This window comes from Citrobacter rodentium NBRC 105723 = DSM 16636, from assembly GCF_021278985.1.
GTDB lineage: Bacteria > Pseudomonadota > Gammaproteobacteria > Enterobacterales > Enterobacteriaceae > Citrobacter_A > Citrobacter_A rodentium.
On record NZ_CP082833.1, the window covers coordinates 2,755,380 to 2,772,315 of the forward strand.

14 protein-coding genes are annotated in these 16,936 nt (G+C 57.4%); 13 read left to right on the forward strand and 1 reads right to left on the reverse strand.

Annotated features, from left to right (window positions below; translation table 11 throughout):
* The first annotated feature begins 517 nt into the window (after window positions 1-517).
* The 13 genes from nuoA to nuoN all read left to right on the forward strand — a co-directional run bounded on the left by nuoA (window position 518) and on the right by nuoN (window position 15,543).
* Window positions 518-961, forward strand: coding sequence for an NADH-quinone oxidoreductase subunit NuoA (gene nuoA, locus K7R23_RS13040; protein ID WP_024132806.1), 444 nt, complete (start codon window positions 518-520; stop codon window positions 959-961).
* 15 nt (window positions 962-976) lie between these two features.
* Complete coding sequence (gene nuoB, locus K7R23_RS13045) at window positions 977-1,639, forward strand: NADH-quinone oxidoreductase subunit NuoB (RefSeq protein ID WP_012906851.1); 663 nt, start codon at window positions 977-979, stop codon at window positions 1,637-1,639.
* Window positions 1,640-1,763: 124 nt separating this feature from the next.
* A complete protein-coding gene (gene nuoC, locus K7R23_RS13050; RefSeq protein ID WP_012906850.1) occupies window positions 1,764-3,566 on the forward strand; it encodes an NADH-quinone oxidoreductase subunit C/D in 1,803 nt (600 codons plus the stop codon).
* Between the two features lie 2 nt (window positions 3,567-3,568).
* Window positions 3,569-4,069, forward strand: a complete 501-nt coding sequence (gene nuoE, locus K7R23_RS13055) for an NADH-quinone oxidoreductase subunit NuoE (RefSeq protein ID WP_012906849.1) — start codon at window positions 3,569-3,571, stop codon at window positions 4,067-4,069.
* A complete protein-coding gene (gene nuoF, locus K7R23_RS13060; RefSeq protein ID WP_012906848.1) occupies window positions 4,066-5,403 on the forward strand; it encodes an NADH-quinone oxidoreductase subunit NuoF in 1,338 nt (445 codons plus the stop codon). The genes nuoE and nuoF overlap by 4 nt, the downstream gene beginning before the upstream one ends.
* A 28-nt stretch (window positions 5,404-5,431) precedes the next feature.
* Complete coding sequence (gene nuoG / locus K7R23_RS13065) at window positions 5,432-8,158, forward strand: NADH-quinone oxidoreductase subunit NuoG (protein ID WP_024132805.1); 2,727 nt, start codon at window positions 5,432-5,434, stop codon at window positions 8,156-8,158.
* Entirely contained in the window at window positions 8,155-9,132 is a 978-nt protein-coding gene (nuoH, locus tag K7R23_RS13070; RefSeq protein WP_012906846.1) for an NADH-quinone oxidoreductase subunit NuoH, read from the forward strand. Before nuoG ends, nuoH begins: the two co-directional genes overlap by 4 nt.
* A 14-nt stretch (window positions 9,133-9,146) precedes the next feature.
* Window positions 9,147-9,689 carry an NADH-quinone oxidoreductase subunit NuoI gene (nuoI, locus tag K7R23_RS13075; RefSeq protein WP_012906845.1) on the forward strand — a complete coding sequence of 181 codons (543 nt, stop codon included), beginning with the start codon at window positions 9,147-9,149 and terminating at the stop codon, window positions 9,687-9,689.
* Between the two features lie 11 nt (window positions 9,690-9,700).
* Entirely contained in the window at window positions 9,701-10,255 is a 555-nt protein-coding gene (gene nuoJ, locus K7R23_RS13080; protein ID WP_012906844.1) for an NADH-quinone oxidoreductase subunit J, read from the forward strand.
* Entirely contained in the window at window positions 10,252-10,554 is a 303-nt protein-coding gene (nuoK, locus tag K7R23_RS13085) for an NADH-quinone oxidoreductase subunit NuoK (protein WP_000612644.1), read from the forward strand. The genes nuoJ and nuoK overlap by 4 nt, the downstream gene beginning before the upstream one ends.
* Window positions 10,551-12,392 (forward strand): NADH-quinone oxidoreductase subunit L, encoded by a 1,842-nt coding sequence (gene nuoL, locus K7R23_RS13090; RefSeq protein WP_012906843.1) that lies wholly within the window; start codon window positions 10,551-10,553, stop codon window positions 12,390-12,392. The genes nuoK and nuoL overlap by 4 nt, the downstream gene beginning before the upstream one ends.
* 157 nt (window positions 12,393-12,549) lie before the next feature.
* Window positions 12,550-14,079: an NADH-quinone oxidoreductase subunit M gene (gene nuoM, locus K7R23_RS13095; RefSeq protein WP_012906842.1), complete on the forward strand. Its 1,530-nt coding sequence runs from the start codon at window positions 12,550-12,552 to the stop codon at window positions 14,077-14,079.
* A 6-nt stretch (window positions 14,080-14,085) separates the two neighbouring features.
* Complete coding sequence (nuoN, locus tag K7R23_RS13100; RefSeq protein ID WP_012906841.1) at window positions 14,086-15,543, forward strand: NADH-quinone oxidoreductase subunit NuoN; 1,458 nt, start codon at window positions 14,086-14,088, stop codon at window positions 15,541-15,543.
* 44 nt (window positions 15,544-15,587) lie between these two features.
* Here the strand turns inward: nuoN and K7R23_RS13105 are convergent, their stop codons facing one another.
* Window positions 15,588-16,904, reverse strand: coding sequence for an IS4-like element ISCro6 family transposase (locus K7R23_RS13105; protein ID WP_012906840.1), 1,317 nt, complete (start codon window positions 16,902-16,904; stop codon window positions 15,588-15,590).
* Window positions 16,905-16,936 lie beyond the last annotated feature (32 nt).

Sequence of the window (16,936 nt, forward strand, 5' to 3'; positions counted from 1 at the left end):
AAGGGTAAAACATCTCTGAAATCAGCGAGTAGAAAAGACGCGCAGGGATTGTGTAAAAAAGAAGCAGCTAGCGAAACGCGGTCAAATCGTGTTAAAAAACTAGAGAAATTGTTGCTGTTTTTTATGGTGAATTAACAAAAGCGTGTCACAGATCAAGAAAATACTCCCTTTTAGGGGAAGGCATTTGCCCGGATTCCTGTCAAAATAGACGCGCTTTTACCTTTTTACCTCATAACGGACACGATTCAACAACCTCCCGCTTAGCCTGAGTTTCGACTGGCCTGGCGTTAAACAGCATGAAATGTTAAGGAAGTTGGAATCATGTAAATTAATGTGAGGAAACTTTTGTTAAAGTTGACAAAAGGTTATAGAAAGGAGTAAAAACCCCCTCAATTATCTGTGTACAACACGTTTACTACAGTGATTGTAAGGTTTTTTTTATTCCTCCCATGAATCGATGTGGCGTTCATCTGCCGTGAAGAGCAGAGAATTTGGCGCTACTTTTGATGAGTAAGCAATGAGTATGTCAACATCCACTGAAGTCATCGCTCATCACTGGGCATTCGCTATCTTTCTTATTGTCGCCATTGGCCTGTGCTGCCTGATGCTGGTCGGCGGTTGGTTTTTAGGCGGTCGCGCGCGCGCGCGGTCAAAAAACACCCCGTTTGAGTCAGGTATCGACTCGGTCGGCACCGCCCGCTTACGCCTGTCTGCCAAGTTTTATCTGGTAGCCATGTTCTTCGTTATCTTCGACGTTGAAGCGCTGTATCTGTTCGCATGGTCGACCTCAATCCGCGAAAGCGGCTGGGTTGGCTTTGTGGAAGCTGCAATTTTTATTTTTGTGTTACTGGCAGGTCTGGTTTATCTGGTGCGTATTGGCGCGCTGGACTGGACGCCCGTGCGTTCACGCCGCGAGCGTATGAACCCGGAAACGAACAGTATCGCTAATCGTCAACGCTAACCGCGAGGCATTAAGATGGATTATACGCTCACCCGCATAGATCCTAACGGTGAGAATGACCGTTACCCCCTGCAAAAACAGGAGATCGTAACCGACCCCCTGGAGCAGGAAGTCAATAAAAACGTGTTCATGGGCAAACTCCATGACCTGGTTAACTGGGGACGTAAAAACTCAATCTGGCCGTACAACTTCGGCCTTTCCTGCTGCTACGTTGAGATGGTGACCTCCTTTACCGCCGTACATGATGTGGCGCGTTTCGGCGCGGAAGTCCTGCGTGCTTCGCCGCGTCAGGCCGACCTGATGGTGGTGGCGGGGACCTGCTTTACCAAAATGGCGCCGGTTATTCAGCGTCTTTATGACCAGATGCTGGAGCCGAAATGGGTGATCTCCATGGGCGCATGCGCCAACTCCGGCGGTATGTACGATATTTATTCGGTAGTGCAGGGCGTAGATAAATTTATCCCTGTGGATGTTTACATCCCCGGTTGCCCGCCGCGTCCGGAAGCGTACATGCAGGCGTTGATGTTATTGCAGGATTCCATTGGTAAGGAACGCCGTCCGCTCTCCTGGGTGGTTGGCGATCAGGGCGTGTACCGCGCCAACATGCAGTCAGAGCGCGAGCGTAAACGCGGCGAACGCATTGCAGTAACCAATCTGCGTACACCAGACGAGATTTAATTTGCGCCTGTCGGCAGCAGCATAGTACTTCGCAAATAATCAGCCAGACACAAAGTCGTTCAGGACTGAAGGATGAAGATAAATAGCGCGAAGCTCTGTCGACAGTCACCACGGACCATTTGCAATGGTGAACACTATGACCGACTTAACCGCGCAAGACGCCGCATGGCAGACCCGGGATCACCTTGATGACCCGGTCATTGGCGAACTGCGCAACCGTTTTGGGCCGGATGCCTTTACCGTTCAGGCGACTCGCACCGGGGTACCCGTTGTTTGGGTGAAGCGTGAACAATTACTGGAAGTCGGCGATTTCTTAAAGAAACTGCCGAAGCCTTACGTCATGCTGTACGACCTGCACGGCATGGACGAACGACTGCGCACGCACCGCGAAGGGTTACCCGCCGCGGATTTTTCCGTTTTCTACCACCTGATTTCCATTGAACGCAACCGCGACATCATGCTCAAGGTGGCTTTAGCGGAAAACGATCTGCGCGTGCCGACCTTCACCAGACTGTTCCCGAACGCCAACTGGTACGAGCGTGAAACCTGGGAGATGTTTGGTATCGATATCGAAGGTCACCCGCACCTGACCCGCATCATGATGCCGAATACCTGGACGGGGCATCCGCTGCGTAAAGATTACCCGGCCCGCGCCACCGAATTCGATCCGTTTGAGCTGACCAAAGCCAAACAGGATCTGGAAATGGAAGCGTTGACCTTTAAACCGGAAGACTGGGGCATGAAGCGCGGCACTGAGAACGAGGACTTCATGTTCCTTAACCTCGGTCCTAACCACCCCTCCGCCCACGGCGCGTTCCGCATTATTCTGCAGCTTGATGGCGAAGAGATTGTCGACTGCGTACCGGATATCGGCTATCACCACCGTGGCGCAGAGAAGATGGGCGAGCGCCAGTCCTGGCACAGCTACATCCCGTATACCGATCGTATCGAATACCTTGGCGGCTGCGTTAACGAGATGCCATATGTCCTGGCGGTTGAAAAACTGGCCGGCATTACCGTACCGGATCGCGTCAACGTGATTCGCGTGATGCTCTCCGAGCTGTTCCGTATCAACAGCCACCTGCTGTATATCTCGACCTTTATTCAGGACGTCGGCGCGATGACGCCGGTCTTCTTCGCCTTTACCGATCGTCAGAAGATTTACGATCTGGTTGAAGCGATTACCGGCTATCGTATGCACCCGGCGTGGTTCCGTATCGGCGGCGTGGCGCACGATCTGCCGCGCGGTTGGGATCGCCTGCTGCGTGAATTCCTCGACTGGATGCCGAAGCGTCTGGCCTCGTATGAGAAAGCCGCGCTGCGTAACACCATTCTGAAAGGCCGTTCTCAGGGCGTTGCCGCCTACGGCGGGAAAGAGGCGCTGGAGTGGGGCACCACCGGCGCGGGTCTGCGCGCAGCCGGGATCGACTTCGACGTGCGTAAGGCGCGTCCTTACTCTGGCTATGAAAACTTCGACTTTGAAGTGCCGGTTGGCGGCGGCGTGTCCGACTGCTACACCCGCGTTATGCTCAAAGTGGAAGAGCTGCGCCAGAGTCTGCGCATTCTTGAGCAGTGCCTCAACAACATGCCGGAAGGGCCGTTCAAAGCGGATCACCCGCTGACCACGCCGCCGCCGAAAGAGCGCACGCTGCAACACATTGAAACCCTGATCACGCACTTCCTGCAGGTTTCGTGGGGGCCGGTAATGCCGGCGAACGAATCCTTCCAGATGGTGGAGGCGACCAAGGGGATTAACAGTTACTACCTGACCAGCGATGGCAGCACCATGAGTTATCGTACTCGCGTGCGTACGCCAAGCTTTGCGCATTTGCAGCAGATCCCGGCGGCGATCCGCGGCAGCCTGGTGTCCGACCTGATCGTCTATCTGGGTAGTATTGATTTTGTTATGTCAGATGTGGACCGCTAATTATGCACGAGAATCAACAACCACAAACCGAGGCTTTTGAGCTGAGTGAAGCAGAGCGTGCCGCCATTGAGCACGAGATGCACCACTACGAAGACCCGCGTGCGGCGTCCATTGAAGCGCTGAAAATCGTTCAGAAACAGCGTGGCTGGGTGCCGGATGGCGCGATCTACGCTATCGCCGACGTGCTGGGGATCCCGGCGAGCGATGTTGAAGGCGTGGCGACGTTTTACAGCCAGATCTTCCGTCAGCCGGTAGGCCGTCACGTGATCCGCTACTGCGACAGCGTGGTGTGCCACATCACCGGCTATCAGGGAATTCAGGCTGCGCTGGAGAAGAACCTCAACATTAAACCGGGGCAGACCACCTTCGATGGGCGCTTTACGCTGCTGCCGACCTGCTGCCTGGGGAACTGCGATAAAGGGCCGAACATGATGATTGATGAGGACACTCACAGCCATCTGACCCCGGAAGCGATTCCTGAACTACTGGAGCGGTATAAATGATAAACGTTATCCGTACTCCCGAAACGCATCCGCTGACCTGGCGTCTGCGCGATGACAGACAGCCGGTCTGGCTGGATGAATACCGCAGCAAAAACGGCTACGAAGGCGCGCGTAAGGCGCTGACCGCTCTTTCTCCGGATGAGATAGTCAATCAGGTGAAAGATTCTGGTCTGAAAGGGCGCGGCGGCGCAGGCTTCTCCACCGGCCTGAAGTGGAGCCTGATGCCGAAAGACGAATCCATGAACATCCGTTACCTGCTGTGTAACGCCGATGAAATGGAGCCGGGCACCTATAAAGACCGTCTGCTGATGGAACAGCTGCCGCACCTGCTGGTGGAAGGTATGCTGATCTCGGCCTTTGCGCTGAAAGCATACCGTGGCTACATCTTCCTGCGCGGCGAGTACATCGAAGCGGCAGAGAACCTGCGTCGCGCGATTGCCGAAGCGACCGAAGCCGGTCTGCTTGGCAAAAATATCATGGGCACCGGTTTTGACTTTGAGCTGTTTGTTCACACCGGAGCGGGGCGCTACATCTGCGGCGAAGAGACCGCGCTGATTAACTCCCTTGAAGGCCGCCGCGCGAATCCGCGCTCCAAGCCGCCGTTCCCGGCAACCTCGGGCGTCTGGGGCAAGCCGACCTGCGTTAACAACGTCGAGACGCTGTGTAACGTCCCGGCGATCCTCGCCAACGGCGTGGAGTGGTATCAGAACATTTCGAAGAGCAAAGACGCCGGCACCAAGCTGATGGGCTTCTCCGGTCGCGTGAAGAATCCGGGCTTGTGGGAGCTGCCGTTCGGCACTACCGCGCGTGAGATCTTAGAAGATTACGCGGGCGGGATGCGCGACGGCCTGAAGTTTAAAGCCTGGCAGCCTGGCGGCGCGGGGACCGACTTTCTGACCGAAGCGCACCTCGACCTGCCGATGGAGTTCGAAAGTATTGGCAAGGCGGGCAGCCGTCTGGGGACCGCGCTGGCGATGGCGGTGGACCACGAAATCGGCATGGTGTCGCTGGTGCGTAACCTGGAAGAGTTCTTTGCCCGCGAATCCTGCGGCTGGTGTACGCCGTGCCGCGATGGCCTGCCGTGGAGCGTCAAAATTCTGCGCGCGCTGGAGCGTGGCGAAGGCCAGCCGGGGGATATCGAGACGCTTGAGCAACTGTGTCGGTTCCTCGGGCCGGGGAAAACCTTCTGCGCGCATGCGCCGGGCGCCGTTGAGCCGCTGCAGAGCGCAATTAAATATTTCCGCGAAGAATTCGAAGCTGGCATCAGGCAGCCGTTCAGCAATACCCACGGAATTGGTGGGATACAGCCGAACCTGCTGAAAGAGCGCTGGTGAGTTAAATTTTTAATTTGGAAGCATGCTAATGGCTACGATTCATGTAGACGGCAAAGAATATGAGGTGAACGGAGCGGACAACCTGCTTGAAGCGTGTCTGTCTCTCGGCCTTGATATTCCGTACTTTTGCTGGCACCCGGCGCTGGGAAGCGTCGGTGCTTGCCGCCAGTGCGCGGTAAAGCAGTACCAGAACGCGGAAGATACGCGTGGTCGCCTGGTGATGTCCTGTATGACACCAGCCTCCGACGGCACCTTTATTTCTATTGACGACGAAGAAGCGAAACAGTTCCGCGAAAGCGTGGTGGAGTGGCTAATGACCAACCACCCGCACGACTGTCCGGTTTGTGAGGAGGGCGGCAACTGCCATCTTCAGGATATGACCGTGATGACCGGCCACAGCTTCCGTCGTTACCGTTTCACCAAGCGTACGCACCGCAACCAGGATCTGGGGCCGTTCATCTCGCATGAAATGAACCGCTGCATCGCCTGCTACCGCTGCGTGCGTTACTACAAAGATTACGCGGACGGGACGGATCTGGGCGTCTATGGCGCGCACGACAACGTCTACTTTGGTCGTCCGGAAGATGGCGTGCTGGAAAGCGAATTCTCCGGCAACCTGGTGGAGATCTGTCCGACCGGCGTTTTCACCGACAAAACTCACTCCGAGCGCTATAACCGTAAATGGGACATGCAGTTTGCCCCGAGCATCTGCCAGCAGTGCTCCATCGGCTGCAACATCAGCCCGGGCGAGCGTTACGGCGAGCTGCGGCGGATTGAAAACCGCTACAACGGCACCGTTAACCACTACTTCCTGTGCGACCGCGGTCGCTTCGGCTATGGCTACGTTAACCTGAAAGATCGTCCGCGTCAGCCGGTACAGCGTCGTGGCGACGATCTGATCGCCCTTAACGCCGAGCAGGCGATGCAGGGGGCGGCGGATATTCTGCGCCAGTCGAAGAAAGTGATTGGCATCGGTTCTCCGCGCGCCAGCGTCGAAAGCAACTTCGCGCTGCGTGAACTGGTCGGCGCGGAAAACTTCTACACCGGTATCGCCCAGGGCGAACAGGAACGGCTACAGCTGGCGCTGAAAGTGCTGCGTGAAGGCGGCGTCCATACGCCTGCGCTACGTGAAATCGAATCCTACGACGCGGTGCTGGTGCTGGGCGAAGATATTACCCAGACCGGGGCGCGCGTTGCGCTGGCGGTACGTCAGGCGGTGAAAGGCAAAGCGCGCGAAATGGCGGCGGCGCAGAAGGTCGCCGACTGGCAGATTGCGGCGATCCTCAATATCGGCCAGCGCGCCAAACATCCGCTGTTTGTCACTAACGTCGACAGCACCCGTCTGGATGATATCGCCGCATGGACCTACCGCGCGCCGGTGGAAGACCAGGCGCGTTTAGGTTTCGCCATCGCTCACGCGCTGGACGACGCCGCGCCGGCGGTTGACGGCATCAGCAGCGAGCTGCAAAACAAAATCGACGTGATCGTTCAGGCGCTGGCCGGGGCGAAAAAACCGCTGATTATTTCTGGTACTAACGCCGGTAGCAGCGAAGTGATTCAGGCTGCGGCTAACGTCGCGAAAGCGCTGAAAGGTCGCGGCGCGGACGTTGGCATCACTATGGTTGCCCGCTCCGTCAACAGCATGGGGCTTGGCATTATGGGCGGCGGTTCGCTCGACGATGCGCTGACCGAGCTGGAGACTGGCCGCGCCGACGCGGTGGTGGTGCTGGAAAACGATCTGCACCGTCATGCTTCCGCGACCCGCGTTAACGCCGCGCTGGCGAAAGCGCCGCTGGTGATGGTGGTTGACCATCAGCGTACCGCGATTATGGAAAACGCCCATCTGGTGCTTTCCGCCGCCAGCTTCGCCGAAAGCGACGGCACGGTCATCAACAACGAAGGCCGCGCGCAGCGCTTCTTCCAGGTGTATGACCCGGCGTACTACCACAGCAGCACCATTATGCTGGAAAGCTGGCGCTGGCTGCACTCGCTGCACAGCACCGTGCAGAACCGTCAGGTGGACTGGACGCAGCTTGACCACGTTATCGACGCGGTCGTCGCCGCGATACCGGAGCTGGCGGGAATTAAAGACGCCGCGCCGGACGCGTCGTTCCGCATCCGTGGGCAGAAACTGGCGCGTGAGCCGCACCGCTACAGCGGTCGTACCGCGATGCGTGCCAACATCAGCGTGCATGAACCGCGCCAGCCGCAGGACAAAGACACCATGTTCGCCTTCTCAATGGAAGGGAACAACCAGCCGTCCGCGCCGCGTTCACAGATTCCGTTTGCCTGGGCGCCAGGCTGGAACTCGCCGCAGGCGTGGAACAAGTTCCAGGATGAAGTGGGCGGCAAACTGCGTCATGGCGACCCTGGCGTGCGCCTGATTGAAGCCTCCGCAACCGGTCTGGATTACTTCACTACCGTTCCGGCGAGCTTCCAGCCGCAGGATGGCCAGTGGCGTATCGCGCCGTACTACCATCTGTTTGGTAGCGACGAGCTGTCCCAGCGCGCGCCTGTGTTCCAGAGCCGTATGCCGCAGCCGTACATCAAGCTTAATCCGGCGGACGCCGCGAAGCTTGGCGTCAATGCGGGAACCCGCGTCTCCTTCACCTACGATGGCAACACGGTCACGCTGCCGGTTGAGATCGCCGAAGGGTTGACGGCAGGGCAGGTCGGCTTGCCGATGGGTATGTCGGGCATTGCGCCAGTGCTGGCGGGCGCGCGTCTTGAGGATCTGCAGGAGGCACAACAATGAGTTGGATTACACCGGATCTTGTCGATATCCTGCTGACCATCCTCAAAGCGGTAGTGATCCTGCTGGTCGTGGTGACCTGCGGGGCATTCATGAGCTTTGGCGAACGTCGCCTGTTGGGTCTGTTCCAGAACCGTTACGGACCGAACCGCGTGGGCTGGGGCGGTTCGCTCCAGCTGGTCGCGGACATGATCAAGATGTTCTTTAAAGAAGACTGGATCCCGAAATTCTCGGATCGCGTCATCTTTACCCTGGCGCCGATGATCGCCTTTACCTCGCTGCTGCTGGCGTTCGCCATCGTGCCGGTGAGTCCGGGCTGGGTGGTTGCCGATCTCAACATCGGGATTCTGTTCTTCCTGATGATGGCGGGTCTGGCGGTGTATGCGGTGCTGTTCGCCGGTTGGTCGAGCAACAACAAATACTCGCTGCTGGGGGCGATGCGCGCCTCCGCGCAGACGCTGAGCTATGAAGTGTTCCTTGGGCTGTCCCTGATGGGCGTGGTGGCGCAGGCCGGTTCATTTAATATGACCGACATCGTCAACAACCAGGCGGATATCTGGAACGTGATCCCGCAGTTCTTTGGTTTTGTCACCTTCGCTATCGCGGGCGTGGCAGTGTGTCACCGTCACCCGTTTGACCAGCCGGAAGCCGAGCAGGAACTGGCCGACGGTTACCACATCGAATATTCCGGTATGAAGTTCGGTCTGTTCTTTGTGGGGGAGTACATCGGTATCGTCACCATTTCCGCGCTGATGGTTACCCTGTTCTTCGGCGGCTGGCAGGGCCCGTTCTTACCGCCATTCGTCTGGTTCGCGCTGAAAACCGCGTTCTTCATGATGATGTTCATTTTGATTCGTGCGTCGTTACCGCGTCCGCGTTATGACCAGGTAATGTCCTTCGGCTGGAAAATCTGCCTGCCGCTGACGCTCATCAACTTGCTGGTAACGGCGGCTGTCATTCTCTGGCAGGCGCAATAAGGGACACAAAGATCATGACCTTAAAAGAATTATTAGTGGGCTTTGGCACCCAGGTACGCAGTATCTGGATGATCGGCCTGCACGCGTTCGCGAAACGCGAAACGCGGATGTATCCGGAAGAGCCGGTCTATCTGCCGCCCCGTTTTCGCGGCCGTATCGTGCTGACCCGCGACCCGGACGGCGAAGAGCGCTGCGTTGCCTGCAACCTGTGCGCGGTAGCCTGCCCGGTAGGCTGTATCTCGCTGCAAAAAGCGGAGACCAAAGATGGCCGCTGGTATCCGGAGTTTTTCCGCATTAACTTCTCACGCTGCATCTTCTGCGGCCTGTGCGAAGAGGCCTGTCCGACGACGGCAATCCAGCTTACGCCAGACTTCGAGCTGGGTGAGTACAAGCGTCAGGACCTGGTGTACGAGAAAGAGGATCTGCTGATTTCCGGTCCGGGCAAATACCCGGAATATAACTTCTACCGGATGGCGGGTATGGCAATCGACGGCAAAGATAAGGGCGAAGCGGAAAATGAAGCCAAGCCTGTCGACGTCAAGAGCCTGTTACCGTAAGGAGAGGGGCAATGGAATTCGCATTTTATATCTGTGGCCTGATAGCCATTCTCGCAACCTTGCGGGTGATCACCCATACCAATCCGGTGCATGCGCTGCTGTACCTGATTATTTCGCTGCTGGCGATTTCCGGGGTGTTCTTCTCGCTTGGCGCTTACTTTGCCGGTGCGCTGGAAATCATCGTTTACGCGGGCGCCATTATGGTGCTGTTCGTGTTCGTGGTGATGATGCTCAACCTCGGCGGTTCTGAAATTGAGCAGGAACGCCAGTGGCTGAAGCCGCAGGTGTGGATAGGACCGGCGGTTCTGTCGGCCATCATGCTGGTGGTGATCGTTTACGCCATTCTGGGCGTCAATGACCAGGGCATCGACGGCGTGCCGATTAGCGCGAAAGCGGTCGGCATTACCCTGTTCGGACCTTACGTACTGGCGGTAGAGCTGGCCTCTATGCTGCTGCTGGCAGGCCTGGTTGTCGCCTTCCACGTGGGTCGTGAAGAACGCCCCGGCGAAGTGCTGAGCAACCGTAAGGATGACAGCGCGAAAAGAAAAACGGAGGAGCACGCATGATCCCCTTACAACATGGACTGATCCTCGCGGCGATCTTATTCGTTCTCGGCTTAACCGGTCTGGTTATCCGCCGCAATCTGCTGTTTATGCTGATCGGGCTGGAAATTATGATCAACGCTTCCGCGCTGGCCTTTGTGGTCGCCGGGAGCTACTGGGGCCAGACCGATGGTCAGGTGATGTACATTCTCGCCATCAGCCTTGCGGCTGCCGAGGCGAGTATCGGCCTTGCGCTGTTGCTGCAACTTCATCGCCGTCGCCAGAACCTGAACATCGATTCAGTAAGTGAGATGCGTGGATGAACATGCTTGCCTTAACCATTATTCTGCCATTGATTGGCTTTGTCTTACTGGCCTTCTCTCGTGGTCGCTGGTCGGAAAACCTCTCAGCGACCGTCGGCGTCGGCTCCGTCGGCCTGGCGGCGCTGGTCACCGCTTTTATCGGCATGGACTTCTTCGCCAACGGCAAACAGGCGTTCAGCCAGCCGCTGTGGACGTGGATGTCGGTCGGTGATTTCAACATCGGCTTCAGCCTGGTGCTGGATGGCCTGTCGCTGACCATGCTTTCCGTGGTCACCGGCGTGGGCTTCCTGATCCACATGTTCGCCTCCTGGTACATGCGTGGTGAAGAGGGCTACTCGCGCTTCTTCGCTTACACCAACCTGTTTATCGCCAGCATGGTCATTCTGGTGCTGTCCGATAACCTGCTGTTGATGTACCTCGGCTGGGAAGGGGTGGGGCTGTGCTCTTACCTGCTGATCGGCTTCTACTACAGCGATCCGAAGAACGGCGCCGCGGCGATGAAAGCCTTCGTCGTCACCCGCGTGGGCGACGTGTTCCTCGCCTTCGCGCTGTTCATTCTTTACAACGAGCTGGGTACGCTGAACTTCCGCGAAATGGTTGAGCTGGCGCCTGCGCATTTCGAAGCGGGCAATAACATCCTCACCTGGGCGACGCTGCTGCTGCTGGGCGGCGCGGTGGGTAAATCCGCACAGCTGCCGTTGCAGACGTGGCTTGCCGACGCGATGGCGGGCCCGACGCCTGTCTCCGCGCTGATCCACGCCGCAACGATGGTTACCGCCGGTGTCTACCTGATTGCCCGTACCCACGGCCTGTTCCTGATGACGCCGGAGATCCTGCATCTGGTGGGGATTGTCGGCGCGGTTACGCTGGTAATGGCCGGTTTTGCCGCGCTGGTGCAGACCGACATCAAACGCGTGCTCGCTTACTCCACCATGAGCCAGATTGGCTACATGTTCCTGGCGCTTGGCGTTCAGGCATGGGATGCGGCGATTTTCCATCTGATGACGCACGCCTTCTTTAAAGCGCTGCTGTTCCTGGCCTCCGGCTCCGTTATTCTGGCCTGCCACCATGAACAGAACATCTTTAAGATGGGCGGTCTGCGTAAGTCCATTCCGCTGGTGTATCTCTGCTTCCTGGTGGGTGGCGCGGCGCTGTCGGCGCTGCCGCTGGTCACCGCTGGCTTCTTCAGTAAGGATGAGATTCTGGCCGGTGCGATGGCTAACGGTCATATCAATCTGATGGTTGCAGGTCTGGTCGGGGCGTTTATGACCTCTCTGTACACCTTCCGGATGATTTTCATCGTTTTCCACGGAAAAGAACAAATTCACGCTCATGCAGGGAAGGGGATTACCCACCACCTGCCGCTGATTGTCCTGATGGTGCTCTCCACCTTCGTTGGCGCGCTGATCGTGCCGCCGTTACAGGGCGTGCTGCCGCAGACTACCGAGCTTGAGCACGGTAGCGTGATGACGCTGGAAATTACCTCTGGCGTGGTGGCGATTGCGGGCATTCTGATTGCCGCATGGCTGTGGCTGGGCAAACGTACGCTTGTCACGTCGATTGCCAACAGCGCGCCGGGTCGCCTGCTGGGGACCTGGTGGTATAACGCCTGGGGCTTCGACTGGCTATACGACAAAGTATTCGTTAAGCCGTACCTCGGCATCGCCTGGCTGCTGAAACGCGATCCGCTCAATGTGCTGATGAACATCCCGGCCTTCCTTTCCCGCTATGCAGGTAAAGGTCTGCTGTTCAGCGAGAACGGTTATCTGCGCTGGTACGTGGCGTCAATGAGCATTGGCGCGGTGGTTGTGCTGGCGCTGCTGATGGTTCTGCGTTGAGTTTGCGTATGGGCCTGCCCGGTGGCGCTATGCTTACCGGGCCTACGAAACAGTAGGTCGGATAAGCGAAGCACCATCCGATATGGCCCAAAAGAATTGTTGAAATTCGTTGAAAATCAGGTCCTTAATCGGACTTTAACAAGGAATAAAGATCGCCATGTTACTACCCTGGCTAATATTGATTCCCTTCATTGGTGGGTTTCTGTGCTGGCAGACCGAACGCTTTGGCGTGAAGGTGCCGCGCTGGATCGCGCTGATCACCATGGGACTGACGCTCGCGCTTGGCCTGCAACTGTGGCTACAGGGCGGTTATTCACTGACGCAAACTGAGGGCATTCCGCAGTGGCAGTCTGAATACCAAATAGAGTGGATCCCGCGCTTTGGCATCTCTATCCATCTGGCTATTGACGGTCTGTCGCTGCTGATGGTGGTGTTGACCGGACTGCTCGGCGTTCTGGCGGTGCTCTGTTCCTGGCGGGAAATCGAAAAATATCAGGGCTTTTTCCACCTGAACCTGATGTGGATCCTGGGCGGCGTTATCGGCGTGTTCCTTGCCATCGACATGTTCCTGTTCTTCTTCTTCTGGGAAATGATGCTGGTGCCGATGTACTTCCTGATCGCGCTGTGGGGCCATAAGGCGTCCGACGGTAAAACGCGTATCACGGCGGCCACCAAGTTCTTCATCTATACCCAGGCGAGCGGTCTGGTGATGTTGATTGCTATTCTGGCGCTGGTGTTTGTTCACCATAACGCGACCGGCGTCTGGACCTTCAACTACGAAGATCTGCTGAAAACGCCGATGTCTCACGGCGTGGAATATCTGCTGATGCTGGGCTTCTTCATCGCCTTCGCGGTGAAAATGCCGGTGGTTCCGCTGCACGGCTGGCTGCCTGACGCCCACTCACAGGCGCCGACTGCGGGTTCCGTTGACCTCGCGGGCATCCTGCTGAAGACCGCGGCCTACGGCCTGCTGCGCTTCTCCCTGCCGCTGTTCCCCAACGCGTCGGCGGAGTTTGCGCCCATCGCCATGTGGCTTGGCGTGATCGGCATCTTCTACGGCGCGTGGATGGCGTTTACCCAGTACGACATCAAGCGTCTGATTGCCTACACCTCCGTTTCCCACATGGGCTTCGTGCTGATTGCCATCTACACCGGCAGCCAGCTGGCGTACCAGGGGGCGGTGATTCAGATGATCGCTCACGGTCTGTCGGCAGCGGGTCTGTTCATCCTCTGCGGCCAGCTGTACGAACGCCTGCATACCCGCGATATGCGTATGATGGGCGGACTGTGGGGCAAAATGAAATGGCTGCCCGCGCTGTCGATGTTCTTCGCGGTGGCGACGCTCGGGATGCCGGGCACCGGTAACTTCGTCGGCGAATTTATGATCCTGTTCGGCAGCTACCAGATCGTGCCGGTGATTACCGTCATCTCGACCTTTGGTCTGGTATTCGCGTCCGTCTACTCGCTGGCGATGCTGCATCGCGCTTACTTCGGTAAGGCGAAAAGCCAGATTGCGAATCAGGAACTGGCAGGGATGTCGCTGCGTGAGCTGTTTATCATCCTGTTGCTGGTCGTGCTTCTGGTACTGCTTGGCTTCTATCCGCAGCCGATTCTGGATACCTCGCATTCCGCGATGAGCAACATCCAGCAGTGGTTTGTTAATTCCGTTTCTACTACAAGGCCGTAAATCGCCATGACAATAACTCCACAACACCTGATTGCGCTGCTACCGCTGCTGATCGTCGGCTTGACGGTGGTGGTTGTGATGCTCTCCATTGCGTGGCGACGCAATCACTTCCTCAATGCCACGCTGTCGGTTATTGGGCTTAACGCTGCGCTGGTTTCGCTCTGGTTTGTTGGCCAGGCGGGCGCGATGGACGTCACTCCGCTGATGCGGGTTGATGGTTTCGCTATGCTTTACACCGGGCTGGTTCTGCTGGCAAGCCTCGCGACCTGCACTTTTGCCTATCCGTGGCTGGAAGGCTACGACGACAACCGGGAAGAGTTCTACCTGCTGGTGCTGATTGCCGCGCTGGGCGGGATCCTGCTGGCGAACGCCAACCATCTGGCGGCGCTGTTCCTCGGCATTGAACTGATCTCCCTACCGCTGTTTGGTCTGGTCGGCTACGCCTTCCGCCAGAAGCGCTCGCTGGAAGCCAGTATCAAATACACCATTCTGTCCGCCGCGGCCTCGTCGTTCCTGCTGTTCGGGATGGCGCTGGTGTACGCCCAGTCCGGCAACCTGGCGTTCGTCGCCCTCGGTAAGAGCCTCGGCGACGGTATGCTGCACGAGCCGCTACTGCTGGCGGGCTTCGGCATGATGATTGTCGGTCTCGGCTTTAAACTCTCTCTGGTGCCTTTCCACCTGTGGACGCCGGACGTCTACCAGGGCGCGCCAGCCCCGGTCTCCACCTTCCTGGCGACGGCGAGCAAAATCGCTATCTTCGGCGTGGTGATGCGTCTGTTCCTCTACGCGCCGGTGGGCGACAGCGAAGCCGTGCGCGTGGTGCTGGGCGTGATCGCCTTTGCCTCGATCATCTTCGGTAACCTGATGGCGCTGAGTCAGACCAATATCAAACGTCTGCTCGGTTACTCCTCCATCTCTCACCTCGGCTATCTGCTGGTGGCGCTGATTGCTCTGCAAAGCGGCGAGATGTCGATGGAAGCGGTAGGCGTCTACCTGGCCGGTTATCTGTTCAGCAGCCTCGGCGCCTTCGGCGTGGTCAGCCTGATGTCCAGCCCGTACCGCGGGCCGGATGCCGAATCGCTGTTCTCTTACCGCGGCCTGTTCTGGCATCGCCCAATCCTCGCCGCGGTGATGACGGTAATGATGCTGTCGCTGGCGGGTATCCCGATGACGCTGGGCTTTATCGGTAAATTCTACGTGCTGGCGGTCGGTGTGCAGGCGAGCCTGTGGTGGCTGGTTGCCGCCGTGGTGGTGGGTTCCGCGATTGGCTTGTACTACTACCTGCGCGTGGCGGTCAGCCTGTACCTGAGCGCGCCGCAGCAGCTCAACCGCGATGCGCCGACGAACTGGCAGTACAGCGCGGGCGGCATCGTGGTGCTGATCTCCGCACTGCTGGTGCTGGTGCTCGGCGTCTGGCCGCAGCCGCTGATCAGCATTGTGCAGCTGGCGATGCCGCTGATGTAAACGCAGCGCAGCCATAAAAAAAACCCGCTTCGGCGTAACACCGTTCACTTAAGATGTTTTGAGTGAACGGGATACTGGGTTTTTGAGATTCTGACGGTCCTCTTTTTGGGCCGTTTTCTCTTTTCTGGCAGGATAAATTGCTTCACATTCTCCCGCATTTTCTTTAGCTTCGTTGGGATCGTCCCCGGTTTACCCAGTGAGCACCAGATAAGTTCATCCTGGATTAGTCTCATCGCCATCACGAAGCTTATCCGCAGCGGCGGCACTTTTGCTTCCCGTGCTATCTGACTCATCTCCATCCGTATCAGATTATAGGCCGTCAGCAGGCCCCATATTTCCTGGTAAATCCCGCTCACTTTCTGACTGCGCAACAGCGTGGCTGTGCTCAGCTGGAACTGTTTCAGTTCTCCATAACCATTTTCTATGCTCCATCGTTCCTGATATACATAACGCAGCGCCTCTGCCGGATACTGCCCCGGCTCTGTCAGAGAGGTGATAAAACCTTTGTAATCGCCTGATTCATCTTCATATTCTATTAGCCGGGCCTGCCAGTTTTCTGGCAGCGAACTGTCCTGTTTGCGGGCCTGCGGTGAGACCTGCATCTCCACCAGATGGTCTCCTCCGGCGAAGGTTTCAACTATGCGGTATTTTGTATTGCCCTTCAGGGGAACCAGCCAGTGCGCTTCCTGCTGCCTGCGCTGCCAGTTAATCAGTAACTCTGCGGACAGATAACATCGGTCAAACAGGGTCAGGCTCTTCGCCTGCGGCGATAACTGCTTCGCGTAACTGACTTCTCCGGTGTTTGCCGGGCCGAATTTTACGCCGTGAATCAATCTGCTGCGCAGTGACATCATGGCGCACAGCCTGACCATCGGGTACTCGGTGTGTCTGTCCGGACGATGCTTTATGTACTCAAAATGCTCAGCAAGTTCGGGCGTATCGGGAGTACGAAAAAGCGTGCCATCAACGGCAAACAGGCGCAGCCCGTACCAGAGGTCATCCTTGTCTTCCTGCTGCGTCCAGTGGCTGGCCGTCAGGGTGAAGAGCTCCCGGAGCGGTTCATCACTGAGTCTCTGACGGGCCCGGGCAACAGAGCTGGCGGCGAGAGTCTCGCCTTCCTGTGAACTCAGGACGAGATCGAGTTTTGTCACAACGTCCGTGATGGAGCGGTCGCGATACAGGCCCATGCCCACAATCAGCCAGACCACGAGTTCTGCGGGGAGCTTACGTTTACGGATACTGGCTTTATTGGTGGAATCAAGGACCTGAGAAATCCACTCAAGGGGAATGGCACGCTGAAAACAGGAAAGTGAAGCGGGTTCAGCCCAGGTCTGGGTATCGTCAAGCCAGGTCGAAAGCATAAAAAAGCCCCATCAGAAAATTGATGAGGCTA

Excerpts from the sequence above, each read along its gene's own strand:
- nuoN (WP_012906841.1), top strand. The coding sequence starts at position 14,086 with ATGACAATAACTCCACAACACCTGATTGCGCTGCTACCGCTGCTGATC.
- nuoJ (WP_012906844.1), top strand. The coding sequence starts at position 9,701 with ATGGAATTCGCATTTTATATCTGTGGCCTGATAGCCATTCTCGCAACC.
- nuoF (WP_012906848.1), top strand. The coding sequence starts at position 4,066 with ATGATAAACGTTATCCGTACTCCCGAAACGCATCCGCTGACCTGGCGT.
- nuoB (WP_012906851.1), top strand. The coding sequence starts at position 977 with ATGGATTATACGCTCACCCGCATAGATCCTAACGGTGAGAATGACCGT.
- nuoM (WP_012906842.1), top strand. The coding sequence starts at position 12,550 with ATGTTACTACCCTGGCTAATATTGATTCCCTTCATTGGTGGGTTTCTG.
- nuoC (WP_012906850.1), top strand. The coding sequence starts at position 1,764 with ATGGTGAACACTATGACCGACTTAACCGCGCAAGACGCCGCATGGCAG.
- nuoG (WP_024132805.1), top strand. The coding sequence starts at position 5,432 with ATGGCTACGATTCATGTAGACGGCAAAGAATATGAGGTGAACGGAGCG.
- nuoK (WP_000612644.1), top strand. The coding sequence starts at position 10,252 with ATGATCCCCTTACAACATGGACTGATCCTCGCGGCGATCTTATTCGTT.
- nuoL (WP_012906843.1), top strand. The coding sequence starts at position 10,551 with ATGAACATGCTTGCCTTAACCATTATTCTGCCATTGATTGGCTTTGTC.
- nuoE (WP_012906849.1), top strand. The coding sequence starts at position 3,569 with ATGCACGAGAATCAACAACCACAAACCGAGGCTTTTGAGCTGAGTGAA.
- nuoI (WP_012906845.1), top strand. The coding sequence starts at position 9,147 with ATGACCTTAAAAGAATTATTAGTGGGCTTTGGCACCCAGGTACGCAGT.
- nuoA (WP_024132806.1), top strand. The coding sequence starts at position 518 with ATGAGTATGTCAACATCCACTGAAGTCATCGCTCATCACTGGGCATTC.
- K7R23_RS13105 (WP_012906840.1), bottom strand. The coding sequence starts at position 16,904 with ATGCTTTCGACCTGGCTTGACGATACCCAGACCTGGGCTGAACCCGCT.
- nuoH (WP_012906846.1), top strand. The coding sequence starts at position 8,155 with ATGAGTTGGATTACACCGGATCTTGTCGATATCCTGCTGACCATCCTC.